At 55.9% G+C, this 1,919-nt stretch carries 2 protein-coding genes; one reads left to right on the forward strand and one right to left on the reverse strand.

Going from position 1 to position 1,919, the window contains the following annotated elements; translation table 11 throughout:
* The coding region (locus CPT76_RS07680) for a DODA-type extradiol aromatic ring-opening family dioxygenase (protein WP_105442498.1) at positions 1-772 on the forward strand (772 nt) is incomplete at its 5' end.
* Positions 773-1,014: 242 nt separating this feature from the next.
* On the opposite strand, the gene CPT76_RS07685 is transcribed toward CPT76_RS07680, so the two are convergent.
* On the reverse strand, positions 1,015-1,560 hold the full coding sequence (locus CPT76_RS07685; protein WP_105442486.1) for a DoxX family protein: 546 nt from the start codon (positions 1,558-1,560) through the stop codon (positions 1,015-1,017).
* Positions 1,561-1,919: the final 359 nt, after the last annotated feature.

Raw genomic sequence — 1,919 nt, forward strand, 5'->3', positions numbered from 1 at the left:
AGCACTATTTGTAGCCCACGGTTCACCCATGCTCGCTTTGGAGGATCACGAGTACTCGCGGTTTTTGGAGTCACTGGGACGGGAGCTGCCTGCCCCGGAAGCCATCGTCGTCTTCTCGGCACATTGGGACAGTCCTGAGCAATCGATGACAGTGGACGAATCTCACGATACGATGCATGACTTTTACGGATTTCCTGAAGCGATGTACGAGCTCCGCTACCCGGCTAAGGGGTCGGCAGCCGTCACCCAAAGAATCGCCAGCCTGTTCGAAGCGGGCAACCTGCATTACGAGCCCGTTCTGGGACGCGGTTTGGACCATGGCGCCTGGGTCATCCTGAGCAAAATGTACCCGAACGCGGACATCCCGGTCATTGAGCTGTCCGTGGATTCACGGCGGTCACCTGAGGAGCAGTACGCCATTGGCGCGATGCTGAAGGAGCTGCGGCAGGACAATGTGCTGATCATCGGCAGCGGCGGCCTCGTTCATAATTTGCGGCTGATCAGTCAGACTGATGAACCGGAAGCCTGGGCGGTCGAATTCGACGAATGGATTGCCCGGAATCTGGAGACCTGGAACCTGAAAGAGCTGTTTAACTATGACAAAAAAGCACCGCATGCGCGCGAAGCCGTTCCGTCCTACGGGACCGAGCATTTCGCCCCGCTGTTCTACGCGATGGGCGCAGCGAGCGACGAGGCGAAGGCCAAACGGCTGATCCAGACGTACCAATATGGAAGCCTCAGCCTGAACTGCTGGATGTTCGGCGGGTCTTGAACCGATCGGAAGGCTTGCAGCAAGATTGCATATTGAAGGGGGACCGGCGAAGCGCCGAAAGTCCTGTAAAATATAAACGAGCCGGCATCCTTGCCGGCTCGTTTCTTGTTTGAACGGGGGAACGTTCAAAAGCAATATATGGGGAAAGCGGCGGTCCGCATCCGTCGATCCGGCCGTTCGCGGGATTCGCGCTTCAGCCGAGTGGACGGTGCTGGTTGCGGGCCGTCCGCTTGCTCCTGAAGTTAAGCGGCGCCCTTGCTCTTGCCATTCATACCTGGTGCGGGTGCCGGCGTGGGATCCATGCCGTCATGATGCCGGTGGAACAAGCCGCGGAGGTAAGGCAGTACCCAGCGGTCCAGACCGATGCGGCCGGCGTTAGCGGCAGCGACGACGATGAACATTTCAAGCAGCAGCATCTGTGCGTTGGTGCTTACGGTGCCCGAGAAGAGGAACGCCGCGTTCATCACCATACCCATCAGGGCGGCGAAGGTGGTGAAGGTGCCGAGGATCAGTCCCAGGCCGACCAGCGTTTCGCCGAGCGGGATCAGGACGTTGAAGAATTTGACGCCCGGCAGGGCCGCGTGCTCCAGGAAGGCTGCCCACCAGCCTTGAACGGCCGGGTGATCACCGGTACTTTTGGCAATCGCCCCCTGCAGGAATCCGCCGGCATCGAAGCCTCCGGTCAGTTTCTCGATACCGCCCTTGATCCAGCTGTACCCCAGGTAGATCCGGACGATGGTCAGCAGCCAGCTTGCTACTTTGTGATTTCTAAGCCAATGGTTGAACATGATTTGTTCCACTCCTTTATTTTCTTTGGGATGTGTTGCTTGTGGAAGATGATCATCTTTGATGTCTTTATTATAAGTGAAAAATTTCACAACAACTGTGATATACATCACAGATCCAACAAAATACGAAAAAAGATTTCAGTTATGTTTAAGCTTCGGACGCTAAGCTGGATTTATCCGAAAAACGGGATGTTTTGGCAGTCGAAAAAATAAATAACCTTCAGTGTAGCCGTACCCGGAGTACAATCCCTTGCGTGTCTCTTTGCTTATGCCTGTAGTCCGCCGCAGTGTGGTCCGTCAATCTGCTTGGGATCAGGATCAAACGCCTGCTAATGCGAGTCCGTCGGCCCGCCAATCTG

It is taken from the genome of Paenibacillus sp. AR247, assembly GCF_002968895.1.
Lineage (GTDB): Bacteria > Bacillota > Bacilli > Paenibacillales > Paenibacillaceae > Paenibacillus_AQ > Paenibacillus_AQ favisporus.

Coding starts and splice junctions, on each gene's coding strand:
- CPT76_RS07685 (WP_105442486.1), bottom strand. CDS start 1,560: ATGTTCAACCATTGGCTTAGAAATCACAAAGTAGCAAGCTGGCTGCTG.